General features: G+C 68.5%; 14 protein-coding genes. 9 read left to right on the forward strand and 5 right to left on the reverse strand.

Annotated elements, in window-relative coordinates; translation table 11 throughout:
• Positions 1 to 184: 184 nt before the first annotated feature.
• The gene (locus MARPU_RS04570) at positions 185 to 1,501 is read right to left on the reverse strand and encodes a TRZ/ATZ family hydrolase (RefSeq protein ID WP_005220260.1); all 1,317 of its coding nucleotides are present in this window, start codon (positions 1,499 to 1,501) and stop codon (positions 185 to 187) included.
• Positions 1,502 to 1,571: 70 nt separating this feature from the next.
• On the opposite strand from MARPU_RS04570, the gene mtnA reads away from it, so the two are divergent.
• From mtnA to MARPU_RS04610, 8 genes are all read left to right on the forward strand, one after another.
• Positions 1,572 to 2,627 carry an S-methyl-5-thioribose-1-phosphate isomerase gene (mtnA, locus tag MARPU_RS04575; protein ID WP_005220262.1) on the forward strand — a complete coding sequence of 352 codons (1,056 nt, stop codon included), beginning with the start codon at positions 1,572 to 1,574 and terminating at the stop codon, positions 2,625 to 2,627.
• A 110-nt stretch (positions 2,628 to 2,737) separates the two neighbouring features.
• Positions 2,738 to 3,787, forward strand: coding sequence for an EAL domain-containing protein (locus MARPU_RS04580; RefSeq protein ID WP_005220264.1), 1,050 nt, complete (start codon positions 2,738 to 2,740; stop codon positions 3,785 to 3,787).
• Between the two features lie 393 nt (positions 3,788 to 4,180).
• The gene (gene gyrA, locus MARPU_RS04585) at positions 4,181 to 6,784 is read left to right on the forward strand and encodes a DNA gyrase subunit A (RefSeq protein ID WP_005220266.1); all 2,604 of its coding nucleotides are present in this window, start codon (positions 4,181 to 4,183) and stop codon (positions 6,782 to 6,784) included.
• A gap of 33 nt (positions 6,785 to 6,817) precedes the next feature.
• Positions 6,818 to 7,903 carry a 3-phosphoserine/phosphohydroxythreonine transaminase gene (gene serC / locus MARPU_RS04590; RefSeq protein WP_005220268.1) on the forward strand — a complete coding sequence of 362 codons (1,086 nt, stop codon included), beginning with the start codon at positions 6,818 to 6,820 and terminating at the stop codon, positions 7,901 to 7,903.
• 53 nt (positions 7,904 to 7,956) lie between these two features.
• Positions 7,957 to 9,141 carry a 3-phosphoglycerate dehydrogenase family protein gene (locus tag MARPU_RS04595; protein ID WP_005220270.1) on the forward strand — a complete coding sequence of 395 codons (1,185 nt, stop codon included), beginning with the start codon at positions 7,957 to 7,959 and terminating at the stop codon, positions 9,139 to 9,141.
• Between the two features lie 2 nt (positions 9,142 to 9,143).
• On the forward strand, positions 9,144 to 10,244 hold the full coding sequence (gene pheA / locus MARPU_RS04600) for a prephenate dehydratase (protein WP_005220272.1): 1,101 nt from the start codon (positions 9,144 to 9,146) through the stop codon (positions 10,242 to 10,244).
• Positions 10,245 to 10,385: 141 nt separating this feature from the next.
• Complete coding sequence (gene hisC / locus MARPU_RS04605) at positions 10,386 to 11,498, forward strand: histidinol-phosphate transaminase (RefSeq protein WP_005220273.1); 1,113 nt, start codon at positions 10,386 to 10,388, stop codon at positions 11,496 to 11,498.
• Positions 11,495 to 12,361, forward strand: a complete 867-nt coding sequence (locus MARPU_RS04610; protein WP_005220274.1) for a prephenate dehydrogenase — start codon at positions 11,495 to 11,497, stop codon at positions 12,359 to 12,361. Before hisC ends, MARPU_RS04610 begins: the two co-directional genes overlap by 4 nt.
• Here MARPU_RS04610 and MARPU_RS04615 read toward each other — a convergent pair.
• Together MARPU_RS04615 and MARPU_RS04620 are read right to left on the reverse strand one after the other, a co-directional pair.
• Positions 12,340 to 13,038: a hypothetical protein gene (locus MARPU_RS04615; RefSeq protein ID WP_005220275.1), complete on the reverse strand. Its 699-nt coding sequence runs from the start codon at positions 13,036 to 13,038 to the stop codon at positions 12,340 to 12,342. The genes MARPU_RS04610 and MARPU_RS04615 overlap by 22 nt on opposite strands.
• Before the next feature lie 20 nt (positions 13,039 to 13,058).
• Positions 13,059 to 13,430 carry an Mth938-like domain-containing protein gene (locus tag MARPU_RS04620; protein WP_025275107.1) on the reverse strand — a complete coding sequence of 124 codons (372 nt, stop codon included), beginning with the start codon at positions 13,428 to 13,430 and terminating at the stop codon, positions 13,059 to 13,061.
• Positions 13,431 to 13,709: 279 nt separating this feature from the next.
• On the opposite strand from MARPU_RS04620, the gene gltX reads away from it, so the two are divergent.
• Positions 13,710 to 15,125 carry a glutamate--tRNA ligase gene (gltX, locus tag MARPU_RS04625; RefSeq protein WP_005220278.1) on the forward strand — a complete coding sequence of 472 codons (1,416 nt, stop codon included), beginning with the start codon at positions 13,710 to 13,712 and terminating at the stop codon, positions 15,123 to 15,125.
• A 71-nt stretch (positions 15,126 to 15,196) separates the two neighbouring features.
• Here the strand turns inward: gltX and MARPU_RS04630 are convergent, their stop codons facing one another.
• Both MARPU_RS04630 and MARPU_RS04635 read right to left on the reverse strand, forming a co-directional pair.
• Positions 15,197 to 15,946: a PEP-CTERM sorting domain-containing protein gene (locus tag MARPU_RS04630; RefSeq protein WP_005220280.1), complete on the reverse strand. Its 750-nt coding sequence runs from the start codon at positions 15,944 to 15,946 to the stop codon at positions 15,197 to 15,199.
• Between the two features lie 138 nt (positions 15,947 to 16,084).
• Entirely contained in the window at positions 16,085 to 16,390 is a 306-nt protein-coding gene (locus tag MARPU_RS04635; RefSeq protein WP_005220282.1) for a DUF1840 domain-containing protein, read from the reverse strand.
• Positions 16,391 to 16,805: the final 415 nt, after the last annotated feature.

A 16,805-nucleotide genomic window follows, 5' to 3' on the forward strand; every position in this document is an offset into this window, starting at 1 on the left:
CTGCTGTGGGCAGTGCATGCCGGTGCGTCCTCGCGTTGATCCTGACCCCGGCTTGAGAGGGTGAGCAGCACGCCGCTGTGTCCACTTTGCCTGCCTCCTGCGTCCGGCGGGGGAAGGTGGTGGCGGTTGGTCGCTGCCCCCTGCTGGAGGCTGGTGGCTGTCAACTGGTGGCTCGATCCTGCGCTCAGTCGCTTGCGGCCAGGCGCTTGCCCCAGTCGCGCGCGCGGCTCAGGGTATCGGCGATGTCGATCTGAGTGGGGGTGGCGTCGCGCAGCACCTGGCGGCCGTTGATCCAGACCTGGCGCACCTGGCTGCTGCTGGCGGCGTAGACCAGCTGCGAGATGGGGTGGTAGACCGGTTGGGTGTGGGCATCGCCGAGGTCGAGGGCGACGATGTCGGCGGCCTTGCCGGGTTCGAGCGAGCCGATCTCCTCATCGAGCCCGAGGGCGCGCGCGCCGTTGATGGTGGCCATGCGCAGCGCGGCGCTCGCCGGGACGGCGGCGGCCGAACCGGAGATGCTTTTGGCGAGCAGCGCGGCGGTGCGCATTTCGCCGAGCATGTTGAGGTCGTTGTTGCTGGCCGCGCTGTCGGTGCCGAGGGCGACGTTGACCCCGGCGTCGAGCAGCTTGGCGACCGGGCAGAAGCCGCTGGCGAGCTTGAGGTTGGACTCGGGGCAGTGGACGACGTGGGTGCCGGTGGCGGCGAGCCGTTCGATCTCGTCGTCCTCGAGCTGGGTCATGTGTATCGCCAGCACCGCCGGGTCGAGGAAGCCGAGCCCGTCGAGCCGCGCGAACGGACGCTGACCGTGGTCGCGCAACGATTGCACCACCTCGTCGCGGGTCTCGTGGACGTGGATGTGGATCGGGATGCCGAGCTGGTCGGCAAGGGTGCGTACCCGGGTTAGCGGGGCGTCGGAGACGGTGTAGGGCGAGTGCGGGGCGAAGGCGACGCGGATCAATGGGTGATCACGGTATTGCTCGTGTAGCGCCAACCCCTTGGTGATGTAGCCGTCGGCGTCGACGGCGTAACTGGAGGGGAAGTCGATCACCAGCATGCCGACGACCGCGCGCATCCCGGCCTCGGCGGTGACCTGGGCACTGACCTCGGGGTGGAAGTACATGTCGTTGTAGCAGGTCACCCCGCCGCGCAGCATCTCGAGCACCGCCAACCGGGTGCCGTCGGCGACGAAGGTGGGGTCGACCCAGCGCTGCTCGGTCGGCCAGATGTGCTCGTGCAGCCAGGTCATCAGCGGCAGGTCGTCGGCCAGTCCACGCATCAGACTCATCGCCGCGTGGGTGTGGGCGTTGATCAGGCCGGGGACGATGACGTGCTCCGGGAGTTCGACCACCCGCTGCGCCTCGATGCTCGCGCGCGCCTCGCTCGACGGCAACACCGCCTGGATGCGTCCCTCGGATACCGCGATCGCGTGGTCGTCGAGCTGGCTGTCGGTAGCGTCGACCGGGAGGATCCAGGAAGCATGAATGAGGAGTTCGGCTTGCATCGATTGGGGTCCTTTGGTGACTGCGGCAAAATCGGGGACAATGCGCGCAAAATGCCACAAGGAGCCCTCGATGGAAACTGCAACCCCGTTCGTCCCCACCCCCGATGACGCCGTGCGCTGGCAGGACGATCGTCTCTATCTGCTCGATCAGCGGGTGCTGCCCGCGCGCATCGAGGTGTTGGCCTACGACGATGCCGCCGCCGTCGCCGAGGCGATCCGCGACATGGTGGTACGGGGCGCGCCGGCGATCGGTGTCGCCGCGGCCTATGGCGTGGCGCTGGCCGGGCGCACGGCCTTCGCTGCCGCCGGGGCGGACTGGAAGCAGGCCATCGAAGCCGATCTGGAGCGGCTCGCCGGGTCGCGGCCGACGGCGGTCAACCTGTTCTGGGCGATCCGGCGAATGCGCGCGCTGATCGCCACCCTGGATGCCGCCGATCCCTTCGCCACGCTGCTCGCCGAGGCGCGCGCGGTGCACGAGGAGGACCGCGCGTCCAATCGTCGTATCGGCGAGCTGGGCGCCGCGCTGATCACCGCGCCGACCGAGATCATCACCCATTGCAACGCCGGCGCCTTGGCCACCGGGGGCTATGGCACCGCGCTCGGCGTGGTGCGTGCTGCGCACGCCGCGGGCAAGGTCGAGCGGGTCTATGCCGACGAGACCCGGCCGTGGATGCAGGGCGCGCGGCTGACCGCCTGGGAGCTGATGCAGGACGACATCCCGGTCACCCTCCAGGCCGACTGCGCGGCCGCCAGCCTGATGGCCCAGGGGCGGGTCGGCTGGGTGGTGGTCGGCGCCGATCGCATTACCGCCAACGGCGACGTCGCCAACAAGATCGGCACCTACGGTCTGGCGGTGATGGCGCGTCATCACGGCATCCGCTTCATGGTCGCGGCGCCGACCTCGACCATCGACATGGGGTTGGCCACCGGTGCCGAGATCCCGATCGAGGAGCGCGATCCGGCCGAGCTGCTCGGCTGCGGCGGCAACCCGGTGGCGCCCGCAGGCTGCGCGGCGCGCAACCCGGTGTTCGACGTCACCCCGGCGGCACTGGTCGATGCCATCGTCACCGAGCGCGGGGTGGTGCTCGAACCGACCCCTGAACGGATGCGTGCGCTGATGGGCTGAGGCGGGCGTCGGGTTGGACCTTGGGCCGCGCGCCTGTTATCCATAGATCAAGGGGCCGGGCCCATTGTGGCCCGGTCCTTGATCCGCGGTCCTCACAGATGGAGATCCTCATGGCCTGTCCGCGTTGTCAGACACTGCCCCTGACGGCCTCGGCGCGGGGCGAGCTGTTGCTGACCTTTGCGGTGCGCGAGCTGCGCGACAAGTGTCTCGACTATCTCGAACGGGCGATGCTAGTCCATCGGGTCGAGGGGATGGTGGTGCGCCTGCCCGACACCAGTCTGCTCGGCTTCCTCGAGCGGCTGCGTGCCGATGCGCCGTTCAACATCCTTGAGCGCGAGGGCATCCTGGCGCTGTTGCTCGCCCCCGGCGAGGATCTGGATTTTAATGCCTTCACCCGTGCCCACTCGCTGGAGCACTGGTTCGCCCTGCTGGCGGCGCGTCCGTTGCTCGAGATCCTCGAGGCGCAGCGCTTCGTCAGCTGGTTCCAACCGATCGTCTCGATCGCCGATGGCGCCGTGGTCGGGCACGAGGCGCTGCTGCGCGGGCGGCTGCCGGACGGCGAGCTGATGTTTCCGGGCGAGATCTTCTCGCTCGCCGCGGCCAACGATCTGTTGTTCCAGGTCGATCGCCAGGCGCGTGCCTCGGCGCTGCACTGCGCCGCCGCCCAAGGACTCGACGGGTTGCTGTTCATCAACTTCCTGCCGACGGCCATCTACGACCCGGTGCACTGTCTGCGCAGCACCGTCAACTGGGCGCGCAAGCTCGACATCGATCCCGCTCGGATCGTCTTCGAGGTCGTCGAGACCGAGCGTGTCGGCGACATCGAGCACCTCAAGCGCATCCTTGATTACTATCGCGCCGCCGGCTACCGGGTGGCGCTCGACGATGTCGGCAGTGGCTACGCCTCACTCAACCTGCTCGCCCAGCTGCGCCCGGACATCATCAAGATCGACATGGAGATCATCCGCGACATCGACCGCGATCCCGCCCGCCAGTCGATCTATCGCGCCCTCGCCGGCATCGCCGCCGAACTCGGCATCGAACTCCTCGCCGAGGGCATCGAGACCGAGGCCGAACTCGACTACGTCCGCCGCCATGGCGCCGACCTGGCTCAGGGCTATCTGTTCGGACGGCCCGGTCCCGAGGTGGCTGGTAGCTGAACGCAAGGTCGCGTCCAGCCGCCAGCCGCCAGCCGCCAGCCGCCAGCCGCCAGGAGATTGAACCGCAAAGCCGCAAAGTGCGCGAAGAAAGCGACCCGTCTTCAGCAAGCAGCCTCCAGTGTCGGTTTGCGGTCAACTGCGATGCGACGAGACAACCCAGCCCCTTCACTGGAAGCTGGCGGCTGGAAGCCTTTCTCCATCTTCGCGCCCTTCGCGCCTTGGCGGTTCGATCCTCTCGGCGGTTCGATCTTCCCTGGTCGCTGCTTCCCCGCCCAGCGGATCGTCTCCAGCGTGGCTTGGCGCGGCGTGGTAGAATCGACAGGTTCAGAACACGCATCAGGGGCCTCGCTCTGAGGTTCCCTCAAGCACGCTTACAGCCGGTTCACCACACCCATGCCAGAATTCGCCAGAGAAGTCCTGCCCATCAATCTCGAGGACGAGATGCGTCAGTCCTATCTCGATTACGCCATGAGCGTGATCGTGGGGCGCGCGCTGCCGGATGTCCGCGACGGTCTCAAGCCCGTGCACCGCCGGGTGCTCTTCTCGATGCACGAGCAGGGCAACGTGTGGAATCGCGCCTATCGCAAGTCGGCGCGCGTGGTCGGTGACGTCATGGGTAAGTACCACCCCCATGGCGACTCTGCCATCTACGACACCATGGTGCGCATGGCCCAGCCGTTTTCGATGCGCAACCTGTTGGTCGACGGTCAGGGTAATTTCGGTTCGGTCGACGGTGATCCGCCGGCGGCGATGCGTTACACCGAGGTGCGGATGACCCGCATCGCCGATGCGCTGCTCGACGACCTCGACAAGGAGACGGTCGACTTCGCGCCCAACTACGACAACACCGAGCAGGAGCCGACGGTGTTGCCGGCGCGCTTCCCGAACCTGTTGGTCAACGGCTCCTCGGGTATCGCCGTGGGCATGGCGACCAACATCCCGCCGCACAACCTCAACGAGGTGATCGACGCCTGCTTGGCGATCATCGATGACCCCATGGTCGATCTCGAGCAGCTGATCGAGCTGGTGCCCGGCCCGGACTTCCCCACCGGTGCCCTGATCAACGGGGTGCATGGCATTCGCGAGGCCTATCGCAGCGGGCGGGGCCGGGTGGTGATGCGCGCGCGCGCCGACATCGAGGAGCAGAGTCGCAGCGGTCGCGAGGCGATCGTGGTCACCGAACTGCCCTATCAGGTCAACAAGGCGCGGCTGCTCGAACGCATCGCCGAGCTGGTCAAGGAGAAGAAGATCGAGGGCATCGCCCAGGACGGGCTGCGCGACGAGTCCGACAAGGACGGCATGCGCATCGTCATCGAACTCAAGCGCGACACCCACCCCGAGGTGCTGCTCAACAACCTCTACCAGCACACCCAGATGCAGCAGGTGTTCGGCATCAACATGGTGGCCCTGGTCGACGGTCAGCCGCGCACCCTCAATCTCAAGCAGATCCTCGAATACTTCCTGCGTCACCGGCGCGACGTGGTCACCCGCCGCACCCTCTACGAGCTGCGCAAGGCGCGCGATCGCGCCCACGTGCTCGAGGGCTACGCCATCGCCCTGGCCAACATCGACGAGGTGATCGCCACCATCAAGGCCTCGCCGAGCCCGGCCGAGGCGCGCGAGCGACTGATGATGCGGGCCTGGGCGCCGGGTGCGGTCAGCGACATGCTGTCGCGCACCGGGGCCGAGCAGACCCGCCCGGAGACGCTCGATCCCGGCTTCGGCATGACCGATGAAGGCTACCGACTGAGCGAGCGCCAGGCCAAGGCGATCCTCGAGCTGCAGCTGCATCGGCTCACCGGGCTCGAGCAGGAGAAGATCCTCAAGGAGTTCGAGGAGATCCTCGCCCGTATCGGCGAGCTGCTGGCGATCCTCGGCGACCCCGATCGACTGATGGCGGTGATCCGCGAGGAGCTGGAGGCGATCCGCGAGCAGTTCGGCAGCGCGCGGCGCACCGAGATCCAGGTCGACCACACCGACCTCACCCTCGAGGACCTGATCGCCCCCGAGGACCTGGTGGTGACGCTCTCCCATCAGGGCTACGTCAAGGCCCAGCCGCTCAGCGACTACCAGGCCCAGCACCGTGGCGGGCGCGGCAAGAGCGCGACCTCCTTCCGCGAGGAGGACTTCATCGATCGGCTGTTCGTGGCCAACACCCACGACACCGTGCTCTGCTTCTCCAGCCGTGGCCGGGTCTACTGGATCAAGGTCTACGAGTTGCCCCAGGGCGGACGCAGCGCACGCGGTCGACCGATGGTTAACCTGCTGCCGCTCGAGCAGGGCGAGCGCATTACCGCGATGCTGCCGGTGCGCGAGTACGAGGACGGCTATTTCGTGTTCATGGCCACCAGCGCCGGCACGGTCAAGAAGACGCCGCTCCGGGACTTCTCGCGCCCGCTCTCGCGCGGCATCATCGCCATCGACCTGCACGAGGACGAGTATCTCGTCGGGGTGGCGATCACCGACGGCGATCAGGACCTGATGCTGTTCACCTCCGCGGGCAAGGCGGTGCGCTTCTCCGAGGACCAGGTGCGGGCGATGGGGCGGACCGCGCACGGCGTGCGCGGGGTCAAGCTGCAGCCCGATCAGCGCGTCATCTCGCTGGTGGTGCCCGAGCCCGGTACCGTGCTCAGCGTCACTGAAAACGGGTATGGTAAGCGCACCACGGTCGACCAATTCCCGACCAAGGGGCGCGGGACCCAGGGCGTGATCGCCATCCGCACCTCGGAGCGCAACGGCGAGCAGGTCGGCGCGGTGCTGGTGCTGCCGGGCGACGAGATCATGCTGATCACCGAGCACGGCACCCTGATCCGCACCTCGGTCGACGAGATCCCGGTAGTCGGACGCGATGCCCAGGGCGTCAAGCTGATCAATCTCGGCGACGGCGAGCGGCTGGCCTATGTCGAGCGCGTGGTCGCGCTCGATGAGGAGGAGGCCGAGGCCGATGCCTCGGATGTTGCCGACGAGGCGGGCGCGGATGCCGAGCCGCGCGACTGACAATCCTGATTCTGTGCTAGGGGAAGAGTGAGAATGGCTCGAGTGTACAATTTCAGCGCCGGGCCAGCGATGCTGCCCGAGGCGGTGCTGCAGCAGGCCCGCGAGGAGATGCTCGACTGGCAGGGTACGGGGACCTGCGTGGCTGAGATGAGCCACCGCGGCAAGGCCTTCGTCTCTATCGCCGAGCGCGCCGAGGCCGACTTGCGCGCGTTGCTGGGCATTCCCGAGAACTATCGGGTGCTGTTCCTCCAGGGCGGCGCCTCGAGCCAGTTCGCGATGGTGCCGCTGAACCTGCTGCGCGGCAAGGGCGAGGCCGACTACGTCAATACCGGCACCTGGTCGAAGAAGGCGATCGCCGAGGCGCGCCGTTACTGCGCGGTGAACGTCGTCGCCGACACCCTCGGCGAGCCGCTCGGACGGGCGCCGGCGCAGCACGAGCTGGCGCTCAGTGGTGAGCGCGCGGCCTATGTCCACTACACCCCCAACGAGACCATCGCCGGGGTGGAGTTCCCCTATGTTCCCGAGACCGGTGCGGTGCCACTGGTCGCCGACATGTCCTCGACCCTGCTGTCGCGTCCGATCGACGTCTCGCGCTTCGGGCTGATCTATGCCGGGGCGCAGAAGAACATCGGCCCGGCGGGGCTGACCATCGTCATCGTGCGCGACGACCTGCTCGGCCAGCCGCAGGCGGCGACCCCGACCATGTTCGACTACAAGGTCCACGCCGACGCCGACTCCATGTACAACACCCCGCCGACCTATGCCTGGTACCTGGCCGGACTGGTGTTCCAGTGGCTCCGGGAAAACGGCGGGCTGGGCGCGATGGCCGAGATCAACGCCCGCAAGGCGGCGCTGCTCTATGGCACCATCGACGCGTCCGACTTCTACCACAATCCGGTGGACCCGGGGTCGCGCTCGTGGATGAATGTCACCTTCACCCTGGCCGATCCGGCGCTTGACGGACGTTTCCTCGAAGAGGCCGCGGCCGCGGGGCTGACCGCACTCAAGGGGCATCGCTTGGTTGGCGGGATGCGCGCGAGCATCTATAACGCCATGCCCGAGTCCGGGGTCGAGGCGCTGGTCGCGTTCATGCGCGAGTTCGAGCGTCGTCACGGCTGAGGCGCGTCCGGGCGTCGGTGCGCGTCCGTCACCATGCGGGAGGCCGAGCGGGTATGTTCAGGATTCAGACCTTGAATCAGATCGCGGTGGCCGGGCTCGAGCGCTTGCCGCGCGAGCACTACGAGGTGGCCTCGGAGATCGTCCACCCCGATGCCATCCTGCTGCGCTCGGCGCCGTTGCAGGCTGCGGCGGTGCCGTCTTCGGTGCGCGCCGTCGGGCGCGCCGGGGCGGGTACCAACAACATCCCGGTGGCGGCACTGACCGCGCGCGGGGTGGCGGTGTTCAACACCCCGGGGGCCAATGCCAACGCGGTCAAGGAGCTGGTGCTCGCGGCGCTGCTGATCGGCTCGCGTAACATCGCCCAGGCGCTGCGCTTCGTCGAGGGGCTCGATGGCGACGATGCCGCCATCGAGCAGGCGGTGGAGCAGGGCAAGCGTGCCTTCGTCGGCTTCGAGCTGCCGGGGCGTACCCTCGGGGTGATCGGGCTCGGCGCGATCGGGGTCAAGGTGGCCAATGCGGCGCGGGCGCTGGGGATGCGGGTGATCGGCTACGACCCCACCATCACCGTGGCTCGCGCCTGGCAACTCGAACACGACGTCGAGGCCGCGCACAGCGTCGATGAGGTGCTCGCCCGCGCCGATTGCGTCACCCTGCACGTGCCGCTGACCGAGAACACCCGTCACCTGATCGATGCCACGCGTCTCCGCGGCATGCGTCACGGGGCGCTGTTGCTGAACTTCTCGCGTCGCGGCATCGTCGACGACGCGGCGGTGCTTGCGGCGCTCGATGAGGGGCGCCTCCACGGCTATTGCTGCGATTTCCCCAACAACCAGCTCAAGGCCCACCCGCAGGTGGTGGTGCTGCCGCATCTGGGTGCCTCGACCCGGGAGGCGGAGGACAACTGTGCAGTGATGGTCGCCGAACAGCTGCGCGACTATCTGGAGAACGGCAACGTGACCCATTCGGTCAACTTTCCCGAGATCGTGCTGCCGCGCAACGGCGGCGCACGCATCTCCATCGTCAACAACAATGTGCCCAACATGGTCGGTCAGATCTCGACCCATCTCGGCACCGCCGGGCTCAATATCCTCGATATGCTCAACCGCTCGCGCGAGACCATCGCGGTGACCCTGATCGACGTCGACCGGTGTTGTCCGCCGGAGACGCTCGCCGCCCTGGCGGCGATCGACGGGGTGTGCTCGGCGCGCGCGCTCGACCCGCTGCCGGAGGCGTGCTGACCATGGCCAATAACACACATGAGCAGGACGGGCTCGATCAGGTCCGTGGACGGATCGACGCCATCGACCAGGAACTGCTCGATCTGATCAGCGAGCGGGCGCGCTGTGCCCAGCGCGTCGCCCAGATCAAGACCGAGGTCGACGGTCGCGCGGTGCAGTTCTATCGCCCCGAGCGCGAGGTCTCGATCCTGCGCCGGGTCAAGGGGGCCAACCCCGGCCCGCTCGACGGCGAAGAAGTCGCGCGGCTGTTTCGCGAGATCATGTCCGCCTGTCTGGCGCTCGAGCGCCCGCTGCAGGCCGCCTTCCTCGGTCCCGAGGGTACCTTCACCCAGGCCGCGGCGATCAAGCACTTCGGGCACTCGGTGGTGACCCGGGCGATGGCCACCATCGACGAGATTTTCCGCGAGGTCGAGGCCGGCTCCTGCGACTTCGGCGTGGTGCCGGTGGAGAACTCCACCGAGGGCGTGGTCAGCCACACCCTGGACCTGTTCATGGCCTCGCCGCTGGCGATCACCGGCGAGGTCACGCTGCGCATCCATCATCATCTGATGAGCGCCGAGACCGAACTCGGCGCGATCCGCACCGTCTATTCGCACCAGCAGTCGCTCGCCCAGTGTCGCGAGTGGCTCGATCGCTATCTGCCGCACGCCGAGCGGGTGGCCGTCGGCAGCAACGCCGACGCGGCGCGCACCGCCGCCAAGGAGCCGGGTGCGGCGGCGGTGGCCGGCTATCAGGCCGCCGAGATCTACGACCTGGAAGTGCTCGCCGAGCGCATCGAGGACGAGCCGGGCAACACCACCCGTTTCCTCGTCATCGGCAAGCAGGACGCGCCGCGGAGCGGCGAGGACAAGACCAGTCTGCTGCTTGCGTGTCGCAACAAGGCCGGCGGGTTGCATGCGCTGCTGATGCCGCTGGCCGCTCACGGCATCAGCATGACCCGGATCGAGTCACGGCCCTCGCGACGCGGTATCTGGGACTATGTCTTCTTCGTCGACATCATCGGTCACCGCGACGACCTGCCGGTCGCCGCGGCGCTCGAACACCTGGAGCGCGAGGCGCAGTTGTTCAAGGTGCTCGGCTCCTATCCGGTGGCGGTGCTCTAGCCGCGACCGATCCCGGCGCAGCCCCTGCGTCGGTCGAGATTGCACCGGGCGAGCGTGCGCCGCCCGGCCTCCGGCCATCAATACACGGACCTCGTCCCGTCATCCGGGACGATCAGGACGAGAACATCGCGAGTCAGCATCATGCCCAATCAAGACAATCCCTTCCTCGAGATCGCCGCGCCCTGGGTCGCCGGTCTCTCGCCCTATGTCCCCGGCAAGCCGATGGCCGAACTCGAGCGTGAACTCGGCATCACCGACGCGGTCAAGCTCGCCTCCAACGAGAATCCGCTCGGTCCCGGGCCCAAGGCGCGCGCGGCGATCGCCGAGGCCTGTGGCGACCTCGGTCGTTACCCCGACGGCGGTGGCTTCGCGCTGCGCATGGCGCTCGCCGCCCACCACGACGTCTCGCCGAGCGCGGTGACCCTCGGCAATGGCTCCAACGACGTGCTCGACCTGATCGCGCGTGCCTTCCTCCAGCCCGGCACCGAGTCGGTATTCTCCGAGCACGCCTTCGCCGTCTATGCCATCTCGACCCAGGCGGTGGGCGCGCGCGCGCGCATCGCTCCGGCGCGCGACTACGGTCACGACCTCGAGGCGATGGCCGCACTGGTCAACGAGCGTACCCGGGTGGTGTGGATCGCCAATCCCAACAACCCCAGCGGTACCTGGCTCGACGCCGCCACGCTCAAGACCTTCATCGAGGCGCTGCCGCGCACCTGTCTGGTGGTGATCGACGAGGCCTATACCGATTATGTCAGCGAGCCCGACTTCCCCGACGCCACCCTGTGGCTGGAGGCGCACCCCAACCTGATCGTCACCCGCACCTTCGCCAAGGTCCACGGGCTGGCGGCGCTGCGCGTCGGCTACGGGCTGAGCCACCCCAAGGTCGCCGACCTGCTCAACCGGGTGCGCCAGCCGTTCAACGTCAACGCCCTGGCTCAGGCCGCAGCGGTCGCCGCCCTCGACGATCGCGAGCACGTGCGCGCTTCGGTCGAGCTCAACCGCGCCGGGATGCGCCAGTACACCGAGGCCTTCGCGCGTCTGGGGCTCGATTTCATCCCCTCGGTGGGCAACTTCATCACCGTCGACGTCGGTCGTCCAGCCGGGCCGGTCAACGACGCCCTGCTGCGCCTGGGGGTGATCGTGCGTCCGGTGGCCAACTACGGGCTGCCCAATCACCTGCGCGTCAGCATCGGGCTGGAGGCGGAGAACGCCCGCTGCATCGCCGCGCTCGAGCAGGTGCTGGACCGATGATCGCGCGGCTCGCGGTCATCGGCGTCGGGCTGATCGGCGGCTCGCTGGCGCGTGCGCTGCGCGAGGCCGGGGCGGTCGGCGAGGTGGTCGGCTGCGGCCGCTCGCTGCCCAACCTCGAGCGTGCCCGCGAGCTGGGGGTGATCGATCGCTTCAGCCAGGATCCGGCCGAGGCCGTCGTCGGCGCCGACATGGTCTTCCTCGCCGTGCCGATGCGGGCGATGCGCGGGGTGCTCGAGACCATCGCCCCGGCGCTCGCGCCGGGGGCGGTGGTCACCGATGGCGGTAGCGTCAAGGGCAGCGTGGTAGCCGATGCCGGCGCGGTGTTCGGCGCGCCGCCGCCGTTCCTGGTGCCGGGACACCCGATCGCCGGCACCGAGCGCAGCGGGGTCGAGGCCGCCTTCGCCGAACTCTATCGCGATCGTCGGGTGATCCTCACCCCGGTGGAGCAGACCGCGCCGGAGGCGGTCGATCGGGTCGAGGCGATGTGGCGGGCCTGCGGGGCCGAGGTGACGCGGATGGACGTCTCCCACCACGACGAGGTGCTGGCCGCGACCAGCCACCTGCCGCACATGCTCGCCTTCGGTCTGGTCGACACCCTGGCGCGGATGCGCGAGAACGACGAGATCTTCCGCTACGCCGCCGGCGGCTTTCGCGACTTCACCCGTATCGCCTCGAGCAGCCCGGAGATGTGGCGCGACATCTGTCTGGCCAACCGCGAGGCGTTGAGCGCGATGCTCGGGCGTTTCAGCGTCGAGCTGGCCGATCTCGCGCGGTTGATCCGCGAGGAGGACGGCGACGAGCTGCTGGCGTTGTTCGCGCGCGCCCGCGAGGCGCGCGACCGCTACATCGACGGCGTGCGCTGATCGAACGCGCGCGCCTCGAGCGGCGCGAGCAGGGTGTCGAAGGCCGCCGGGGCGACGTACTGGATGACGGTCTCGCCGTCGGCGGCGAGGGCGATGTCGATGCCGCGGTCGGGATAGAGGTGGTGGACGATGCCGCCCTCGGGCTCGACGAGCCGCCGCGCCGGTTGGCCGAAGCGGCGTTCGATCAGCGCCGGGTCGAGCCGCGCCTGGGGCAGGTAGGTGATGGCGCGGATCGGCGCGGCGGCGAATGCGCGCTCGTCCTCGGGGGCGAGACGGACCTTCTTGTCGCCGCTCGGCAGCTGGCTGATGCGCAGCCCGCGGGCATAGGCCGCGGTCAACCGCTCGGGCGGGATCGCCAGACTGAGGATGAAGTCGGCGCGCAGCCGGTGCAGGTGCAGGCGCGCGAAATAGGCCTCGACGCTCAGGCGCGGCGCCTGCTCGGTGCCTGCGCGAAACAGGTTCAGCTCGCCCGACTCGCCGAACAGCGTGCGGGCATCGGCCAGGGTGCTGGTGCTGAGGGTCAGACCGAAGACCTCGGTGGCGCCGTCGGCGCTGAGGCTCACCTGCCAGGGCAGGCGCGCACCGGCGGGCGCCGGCGGGTCGGGCATCAGCAGCGCCAGTCCGAGGATGGCGAGCAGGGCGGCGATGAGGAGACCGGGGACCAGGGCGCGATCCATGGCGTGTGCTCCGGTGCGGGTCAGTAGGGCAGCAGCCCGGCCACCACTCGCCGGTCCTCGGCGAGGAGGATGTTGAAGGTGCGGCAGGCCGCGCCGGTGTCCATGAACTCGACGCCGACCCCGCGCGCGATCGCCTCGCGATAGACCGCGGGGTCGGGGAAGACCTGACGCGCCCCGGTGCCGATGACGATGACCTGGGGATCGCCCTCGAGCAGCGCGGCGATGTGCTCGGGGGTGAGCGCCTCGGCGCGCGCCGGTCCCCAGTCGGGGTCGAGCCGTTCGGCCGAGACCAGCAGGGCATGGGTGTAGCGCCGGTCGCGGATCTGGGTCCCCTGGGGACCGTAACCCTGTACCCGGTTGCTGTCGGCGTCTTCTGTCTGGGCGAATTTCATGTCTCGGACCATACCCCAGGGCTCGGGGAGGGGACAAGCTGTCAGCCTCCAGCCTCCAGCCTCCAGCCTCCAGCCTCCAGCCTCCAGCCTCCAGCCTCCAGCCTCCAGCCTCCAGCCTCCAGCCGCAGCGCGCTCGGCGTGACGCTGGCGGCTGGAGGTCGGTCGTATCATTTGCGCTCCGCTCGTCTCGATTCTCCGCCGACCCGCGCCACCCGCGTTCGCGGCGATCGGCTCTGCTAGAATCTGCGCTCACTCCCATCACAACCGATCCGGAATCCCATGACCGTTCGTACCCGATTCGCACCGTCTCCAACCGGCTATCTGCACGTCGGCGGCGCTCGTACCGCGCTGTTCAGCTATCTCTTCGCCCGCAGGCACGGTGGGCAGTTCGTGCTGCGGATCGAGGACACCGATCTCGAACGCTCGACCGAGGAGTCGGTCAACGCGATCCTCGAGGGCATGACCTGGCTCGGGCTCGAGTATGACGAGGGGCCCTTCTACCAGACGCAGCGCTTCGACCGTTACAACCAGGTCATCGACGAGCTGCTCGACAAGGGCCTGGCCTATCGCTGCGACTGTCCCAAGGAGCGACTCGACAAGCTGCGCGAGGACCAGATGGCGCGCAAGGTCAAGCCACGCTATGACGGCTGCTGCCGCAACCGTCAGGTCGACCCCGACAAGCCGCATGTGATCCGTTTCAAGAACCCCGCCGACGGCGTGGTGGTGGTCGACGACATGATCCGCGGACGGATGCCGTTCAACAACGCCGAACTCGACGACCTGATCATCCGTCGCAGCGACGGCTCGCCGACCTACAACCTCACCGTGGTGGTGGACGATGCCGACATGGGCATCACCCATGTCATCCGTGGCGACGACCACATCAACAACACCCCGCGCCAGATCAACATCCTGCGCGCGCTCGGTCGCGACGTGCCGCAGTACGCCCATGTGCCGATGATCCTCGGCGACGACGGCGCGCGGCTGTCCAAGCGTCACGGCGCGGTGGGGGTGATGTCCTATCGCGATCAGGGCTATCTGCCCGAGGCGCTGCTCAACTATCTGGTGCGCCTGGGCTGGTCGCATGGCGACCAGGAGATCTTCTCGCTCGAGGAGATGGTCGAGCTGTTCGACATCGGTGCGGTCAACAAGGCCGCCTCGGCCTTCAACACCGACAAGCTCGATTGGCTCAACCAGCACTATCTGCACCATGCCGAGCCTTCCCGCATCGCCCGTCTGCTCAGCCCGCACATGGGGCGACTGGGGATCGATCCCAGCACCGGCCCGGAGTTGGCCGAGGTGGTCAAGGCCCAGGCCGCGCGCGCCAAGACCCTCGCCGAGCTGGCCGAGATCAGCGCCTTCTGCTACCAGGACTTCGAGGCATTCGACGAGACCTCGGCGAAGAAGCATCTGCGCCCGGTCGCGCGCGAGGCGCTCGAGCGGTTGCGCGCCGCCTTCGAGATGATGGCCTACGAGGACTGGAACCCGGACGATCTCAAGCGCGTGGTCGAGCGCGTCTCCGAGGAGCTGGAGGTGAAGATGGGCAAGGTCGCCCAGCCGCTGCGCGTGGCCATCGTTGGTCGCGCCGCCTCCCCGGGGATCGAGGAGACGCTGATGCTGGTCGGCAAGGAGGCGACGCTGCGTCGTATCGACAAGGCGCTCGCCTATATCGCCGAGCGCGAGGGCGCCGCCTGATCGGTCCGTCGTCGGCTCGAACGACCCGCGCGCCGGGGTCCTCGCGGGCCCCGGCGCGCTTGCGTTCGGGCTCAGCGCCTGCGGCGACTCAGCCCCAGCCCGAGGACGCCCGCGAGCAGCAGGGCGAGGCTCGTCGGCGCCGGAATGCTACCGCTGTCGTCCGCGGCGAGCGCGGTGAACTGCAGCCCGGAGTAGATCGCGTTGCGCTGCGAGTAGTTGTAGAAGCCGATCCCGCCGTCGGCGAAGTTGCCCGCCAGATCGAGTTCCTTGATGCCGTCGATGAACAGCTCGACCCCGGTGGCGGTGAAGTGCAGGTCGAAGTCGTAGCTGGTGTAGGGGTCCCAGCCGGTGTCGCCGAGGGTGAGCCCGCGCGCCAGCTCCTCGACGCCCTGAGCCGGGTCGTGCCACCAGGCGCCGCTGTTCTCGTCGAGCCGATCGGTGACGTGCGAGATGGCCAGACCGCCCTCGGCGCGCCCGCCGTAGCGGCTCTGGTCCGAGCGGCGCCAGTCGATCAGCAGATAGTCGACGTCGCTGGCGCCGAGATCACCGGCCTGATAGCCGAGGACGAAGCCGATGACATCGTTGTCCTTGGCGTAGTCGACCTGGAGCTGTCCGGAGAGGCTCAAGCCCTGGGCCGGGTCGCTGCTGAAGAAGACGGTGGGGGCCTCGTTGCGGGTCTGGGTGACGCTGCCCGGGGCGCCGAGTTGCCACTTGCCGGGCCCCTCGGCCTGCCAGCCGGAAAGATCGATCGGTGTGGCCAGCGCCGACAGGCTGGTGAGCCCGAGGGTGAGGCCGAGAAGTCGTCTGCTGTGCGTGCGCATGTGCTTATGGTTGTCGTGATCGCCGCCGACCGGTCCCGGCGGTGGGGACCGGGCGCCTTCGCGCCCGTGCCTGGAATCCCTCCAGAACGGATCAGATTACCACTCCGGGCGTGCGGCCTTGAGTGCGCCAGTGCTCGTTCAGTGGTCCCACATCACATTGGCCTCGGCGGCCGCGGCCGCCTCCAGGAGTTCGATGAGCGGCAGGGCACGATGGGCGAGGCTGACATGGCGGCGCTCGTCGTCGTTATCGCGCCGCGGGTCGAGACGAAGCCCGGGGTGCTCCGCGACCCCGGTGCGCAGTCGCTCCAGCGCCCGGGGCACATCGGCGGCGAGCAGCGCGCCGGGCACGCTGCCGCTGTGCCCCATCAGCTTGATCAGGGGCACGGCGACCTCGCCGAACATGGTGATGGTGGCATAGGCGCTGGTCTGGAAATGAACGAGCATGATCGGCTCCGGTGATGGGCGGATGAAGGGCTAGGCTAGCAGTCGCCAGTCGCCAGTCGCCAGTCGCCAGTCGCCAGTCGCCAGTCGCCAGTCGCCAGTCGCCAGTCGCCAGTCGCCAGTCGCCAGTCGCCAGTCGCCAGCCTCCAGCCTCCAGCCTCCAGCCTTCAGCCTTCAGCCTTCAGCCTTCAGCCTTCAGCTGGATGGTGGCAGCTGGAGCGCGGATCGCAAAATCGCGAAGGGGGGCGCTCTCGGTGGGTGGTGGTGAGCAGATCAACAGCAAGAGCATCACGCAGGTCCTGCTGTGTTTTGGGGCTGACAGCGAGAGGCGGCGTGGGGTGGTTCGTGCCCGCTGCGTTCGTCGGGTCTATGCGCCCACTGGCGGCTGGCGGCTGGCGGCTGGCGGCTGGCGGCTGAG

Origin of the sequence: Marichromatium purpuratum 984 (assembly GCF_000224005.2) — a bacterium.
GTDB classification, from domain to species: domain Bacteria; phylum Pseudomonadota; class Gammaproteobacteria; order Chromatiales; family Chromatiaceae; genus Marichromatium; species Marichromatium purpuratum.